This is a genomic window from Mycobacterium sp. 1165178.9 (genome assembly GCF_001673555.1).
GTDB lineage: Bacteria > Actinomycetota > Actinomycetes > Mycobacteriales > Mycobacteriaceae > Mycobacterium.
On the sequence record NZ_LZMB01000179.1, the window covers coordinates 1 to 5457 of the forward strand.

Annotated in this window: 6 protein-coding genes; 2 read left to right on the forward strand and 4 right to left on the reverse strand. The window is 67.8% G+C overall.

The annotated features are described in order from the left end of the window. A partial coding sequence (locus A5652_RS08730) for a hypothetical protein (RefSeq protein ID WP_232001129.1) occupies positions 1–727 on the forward strand: 727 nt, incomplete at its 5' end. Here the strand turns inward: A5652_RS08730 and A5652_RS08735 are convergent. From A5652_RS08735 to A5652_RS08745, 3 genes are all read right to left on the reverse strand, one after another. Beyond that, positions 715–1386, reverse strand: a complete 672-nt coding sequence (locus A5652_RS08735) for a GAP family protein (protein WP_067349309.1) — start codon at positions 1384–1386, stop codon at positions 715–717. The two genes, A5652_RS08730 and A5652_RS08735, sit on opposite strands and share 13 nt — an antisense overlap. A 65-nt stretch (positions 1387–1451) precedes the next feature. Then, entirely contained in the window at positions 1452–2126 is a 675-nt protein-coding gene (locus tag A5652_RS08740) for a GAP family protein (RefSeq protein WP_067349299.1), read from the reverse strand. 53 nt (positions 2127–2179) lie between these two features. Continuing rightward, complete coding sequence (locus A5652_RS08745; RefSeq protein WP_067134226.1) at positions 2180–2485, reverse strand: hypothetical protein; 306 nt, start codon at positions 2483–2485, stop codon at positions 2180–2182. 222 nt (positions 2486–2707) lie between these two features. Here A5652_RS08745 and A5652_RS08750 point away from each other — a divergent pair, with 222 nt between their 5' ends. Continuing rightward, a complete protein-coding gene (locus tag A5652_RS08750) occupies positions 2708–4150 on the forward strand; it encodes a glycosyltransferase family 39 protein (RefSeq protein WP_232001130.1) in 1443 nt (480 codons plus the stop codon). Here A5652_RS08750 and A5652_RS08755 read toward each other — a convergent pair whose 3' ends face one another. Then, positions 4151–4978 (reverse strand): family 16 glycosylhydrolase, encoded by an 828-nt coding sequence (locus A5652_RS08755; protein WP_067349303.1) that lies wholly within the window; start codon positions 4976–4978, stop codon positions 4151–4153. Between the last annotated feature and the right edge of the window lie 479 nt (positions 4979–5457).

Below are 5457 nucleotides of genomic sequence, written 5' to 3' on the forward strand. Positions count from 1 at the left end.
CCGGGGCGTGGCCGCGCAGGTCGTCGCCGAGATCACCCGCCGGCACGGCGTCACGGCGGCACGCTTCGGAGTCCTCGAGGACATGGCAGAACTCCAGGACCCGCACGGCAAGTCGTTCTTCCTGATACCGCCGTACGCCGACGGCTCCCGTGCCCGAGACGCCGCGCTGATGACCTACATCCTCAACGCGGATACCGGCTACGGTAAGTCGGGCGGGCGGCCGACCGACTTTCCGGCCACCCCCTACGGTGCCGCCGAGGTTGGGCGAATCATGTTCCGGCAGAACGCAAACCGCTGGAGCTACAGCCGGGACGTGCCCTTCGTACACCGAAACGGGGGACGCCTGGTCGCCACCCCCAACGGCATGCTCATGGGCCTGGGCGGCAACTGGATCCAACGGCTGTTCAGCCGGCGCGGCGGCACCACCTGGGGTGACATCTTCATGATGAACACGGGCAGGCCCGCCGACCCCGGCGGGCAGCTCCGCCAAGTCGTCTCATCCGGGTATGCCTGGTATCTGGACGGCAGCGGCACACCCCGCGCGAGCCGCCTCGACCTGGACCGGGTGTTGCATCACGAGGAGCGGCACGCCGCGCAGTGGGCAAACCGGGGCTACCTGGGCATGCTCGCCGGCTACGGCCGGGAGTTGTTCCGCGAGTTGGTCTTTGGCGCGGTGAACAGGTTCGAAGAGGATGCGGGCCTGGCCGACGGGGGCTACAGGGCGTGAATCCCGTGGTAGAGCACCATCGCGCCGATCACCACGAAGACCGCCGCGAGTAGGGCGCCGTTGTTGCGGTCCATCCAGTCCTTGAGCCGCGCGAGCGTGTCGTCGAGGCGGCTGCCGGCCGCCACGTACCCCAATATCGGGATCGCGACGCTGGAGGCGGCGATGGCCACGAAGAAGGCCGCGGCCGCCCAGTCGCCGGCGAGGCCCAGTCCGCTGGTGCCGATGCCCAATCCCGCGGGAACGCAGATGAGCGCTACATCCGGGCGCACCACGGCCAGCACGGCTCCGGTGATCCCGGCGCGGGCCGGGGTGATGCTGGTGAACGAGCGCATCCAGGCCGGGGATTCGGCCTGCCCATGCCGGTTGAGCCATCGATAGATGCCGTAGACGATCAGCGCCGACCCCAGCACCACGCGCAGCCACGATGACCACCGCGGAGGCGCCTTGTCCAGGCCGCCCAGCAGGCCGGAGGCCGCGACGGAGAGTGCCGTCAACGCGGACAGGCTCAGCAGCCACCCGCCCAGGAACGCAAGGCTGCTCGGCCGCGGCCGGGGCGCCTGCAGCACCAGCACCGCCGGAATGACCGTGAGCGGTGAGAGCGAGATGACCAGTCCAAGCGGAACGAGGCCAGTCAGTACCGTCCCCCAGCTTCCTGCCATGGGCGGCATCCTTCCATTGCCGCGCCTGCGCGGCGCCGAAACGCGCCGTACTCAACCCGAACCGGTCAGGCCAGCGTGCGAATCCCGTTGTAAAGCACTATCAACCCGATCAGGAGCAGGATGACCGCCATCATCGCGTCGTGGTTCGCCTCCATCCAGGCTTTGAGACGTTCCAAGGCATTGTCGAGGCGGTCACCGGCGCCCACGTAAGCCAAGATCGGGGTGGCGACCGTCGACGCGGCGAGCACGACGAAGATCGCGGCGGCGATCACCTGAGCGCCCACGCTCAGGGTGCTGTTGCCGACGGCCAGGCCGGCGGCCGCGCACAGGATCAGCACCTCGGGCCGCACCGGCACCAGCACCGCGCCCATCACACCGGCGCGTACCGGCGAGAGCGTGGAGAACGAACGCATCCAGCGCGGCATGTTGCGCTGGCGATGCCTGGTGAACCAGTGGTAGGCCGCCAGGGCGATCAGCGCCACGCCGAACGCCAGCCGCACCCAGGACGCCCATTTCGGTGGGGTGGCGTGGAAACCACTGAGCAACTCCGAGCCGCTGACGAACGCGGCGGTCAGCGCGATCAGCCCCAGCAGCCAGCCGCCCAGGAAGGCGAGGCTGGTCGGGCGTGGGCGCGGTGCGTGCAGAACCAGCACCGCGGGAATGACCGTGATCGGCGACAGCGCGATGACCGCCGCCAACGCAACGAGTTTGCTCAGGACCGAGGCCCAACTTGCGTCCACGGGCAGCAATCATCGCATTGGCGTGGCGCTTACGCAGCGGTTGACCCGCGCGGTCAGCCTTTGCGGCGCAGCGTCCACGCGGGCACCCAGTGCGTCACGGTTCTGCGCTTGGATCCGTAGGCGACGGGATAGGTCACCAGGCCCCACCAGTCGCCCTGCTCGCACAGAGCCCAGCAGCTCAGCCACCCCTCGACGACCTTGTGCAGCTGCAGACCGTTGGGCTGATACCGCCCCGAGCGGTGCGGCTCGCGCGGGAAGAGGACCGTCAGGTCGACCAAAACCGCGATCGCCGGACGGACCACCCGAAACGGGCTGCGGACCGGTTGGCCGTTGTACCCGATCGACGCGAGCGGACCCATTTATCGATCATACGTTCGAATAGACGCCCCGTTGAGCCCCCAGATCGGCCCGGTTGGCTTCTGGCAACATAGCGGTGTGTTCAGCCAAGCCGCGACGTCCCGGGCGGTTCGGTGAGCATCGGAACCACCGAGTCATCGCGGGCTCGCCGCGGCGTGGTGGACGGTCGCCGATTGTGCGCGCTGGACCCGTTGGTGATTGCGATCGTGGCGGCCGCGGTGAGCATGGCCGGCGCCGCCCGGCCCTCGTTCTGGTACGACGAGGCCGCGACCATCTCGGCCGCCTACAGCCGGTCGCTGGACCAGCTGTGGCACATGTTGGGCAATGTCGACGCCGTCCACGGTTTGTATTACGTCCTCATGCACGGCTGGTTCCAGGTCTTCGGTCCCACCGAGTTCTGGTCGCGCACGCCCAGCGCCCTGGCGGTGGGCGGCGCGGCCGCCGGCGTCGTGGTGCTGGGGAAGCAGTTCTCCTCCCGCACCGTCGCGGTGGCCTCCGGTGCGTTCTGCGCGATCCTGCCCCGGACCACGTGGGCGGGCATCGAGGCCCGCCCTTACGCGATGTCGATGATGGCCGCGGTGTGGCTGACGGTCCTGCTGGTTTACGCCGCCCGCCGTGACACCGCGTGGGTGTGGCTGTCGTATGCCGTCGCGTTGGGCTGCTCGATCGTGCTCGACGCGTACCTTGCGCTGTTGCTGGCGGCCTATGTCGTGTTCGTCGGCGTCTTCCACCGGAGCCGAACGACCTTGCTGGGCTTCGCGATTGCGTCGGCAGCGGCCGTGGCCGCGCTGCTGCCGTTCCTGATGACGGTCGCCGGGCAGGCACACCAGATCAGTTGGGTGGCCCCCATCGGTCACCGCACCATCGAAGACGTGCTGATGCAGCAGTATTTCGAACGATGCCCGCCGTTCGCGGTGCTGTCGGCGCTGCTGATCGGCGCGGCAGTCGTGTTGTGGCTCAGCGGGTCCGCTCGTCTGGCAGGGTCGCAGCGTCAGCTGCTGGTGCTCGCGGCGGCGTGGCTTGCTGCGCCGACGGCCGCGATCGTGACGTATTCGGCGCTGGTGCACCCGATCTACACCCCGCGCTACTTGTGCTTCACCGCGCCCGCACTGTCGTTGATCCTGGGCGTCTGCAGTGGCGCGGTGTCCGCCAAACCATGGGTGACGACTGCGGTCGTGGGTCTTTTCGCCGTGGCCGCCGCACCGAATTATGTTCGGGTGCAACGCAACCCGTATGCTAAATACGGCATGGACTACAGCCAGGTCGCCGATCTGATCAGCGCGCAGGCGGCGCCGGGCGATTGCCTATTGGTGAACGACACGGTGACGTTCATGCCGGCGCCCATGCGCCCGCTGATGGCGGCGCGCCCGGATGCCTACCGCAAGTTGATCGATCTCACGCTGTGGCAGCGGGCGACCGACCGCAACGACGTGTTCGACACCAACCTGATCCCCGAGGTGGTGGCCAGACCGTTGAGCCAATGCGGCGTCGTCTGGATCATCACTCAGGCCGACCCGTCCCAGCCGGCGCACGAGCAGGGCCCGGCGCTCCCGCCCGGCCCGGTCTATTGGGCGAGCACAGCCTTCGCCGTGCCGCACGATCTGGGCTTCCGGCTGGTCGAACGCTGGCAGTTCAACCTGGTTCAGGTGCTCAGAGCGGAGCGCTAGTCACCAGATGTGGATCCAGTCGACAAGCATGTCCGCCGGGAGGCCGGCAGCGGCCGGATCTCCTGCACCGACCCCACCGACCGCCAGGGTGAACATGGGGGTCATCCAGTAGCCGGGATTGTTGAACGGCCACCGGAAGTCGTCGGGGGCGCCCCCGTGGACGTGAATGGGTTTGTTCGGAACGCTGAAGTACTGCGCCCCGTCGCGGGCGAATTGAAATCCTTCCTCGCCCCAATGCATTCGCCAGGTGTGCCAGGCGCCGTCGACCATGCCGGGGATCGACTTGCCTTCCCAGGTTTTGCCGTTGGACGCGGCGTGCACCGTCGTTCCCGGGGGCCACGAGCCGTTGCCGTACCACTCGAAAAGATCAACCTCGCCGTCCGGCAGCGGATCCTCGTTGACACCCCAGAACGCCGACCAGAGGCCCGGCTCCAAGCAATCCAGCTTGATCTTCGCCTCCCAGGTCTGGTTGATCATGCTGTGGAAGTTGCCGCGCAGTTTGGCGCCGTAGTAATTGTCCCCTTCTCGGGTGGCGCGCAGGACGAGGTTGGAGTTCCCGTCCTGGAACACATTTCGGCGGTCATCGCGGTATATCCCCGCGACCGGCGGGAACACGTCGTCCTGCCAGGACTGCACCGTCCATTTCCCGGGATCTGGAGCCGAGCCCGCGGGCCCGTCGAACTCGTCGGCGAAGATGTAGCCGCCGCCCCCCGCCGACGGCGCGGCCGGCACCGGCGGCCCCGATGGGGTGGCCCAGGCACCCGGCAGGCGCATCGCAGCGCCGATCATGCCGAGGCCCGACATCAACATCATGCTGCGACGATCCATTTAAACCACCAATCGTTCAAAGCCGGCTGGTCAAGCCCCGGCGCGATCTCCCCAGGCAACTTTCGCAAACGGTGTTATGAAACCACGCGGTGGGGTGGCGTGCATCCGGCGGTCGGGATTCGCGCGCGCCACGCGCACTCGAGCCGCGCGCGGCGTTCCCGCTCAAGACCCGCGCGCCGGCCGATCGCCGCCATCCCCCTGACATAAACAAGCGACGATAGCAGCCAGGGGACCCACTTCCAGGGATTTCACGCCCGAACCATCAAGTTAGTTGACATGTGCGCGGGCGCTGGTATCAAGGAAATTGATGGTCTGAGAAAGGAAAGTTGCCATGTCTCATGGATTCTTCGGTGGTTTCGGTGGTCCGGGTCCGGGCTTTGGTGGTCCGGGGTTCGGTGGTCCCGGGTCCGGTGCTCCCGGGTTCGGCGGCCCAGGCGGCGCTCCCGGCTTCGCCCCCTTCGGCAAGAAGGGTCGCCACG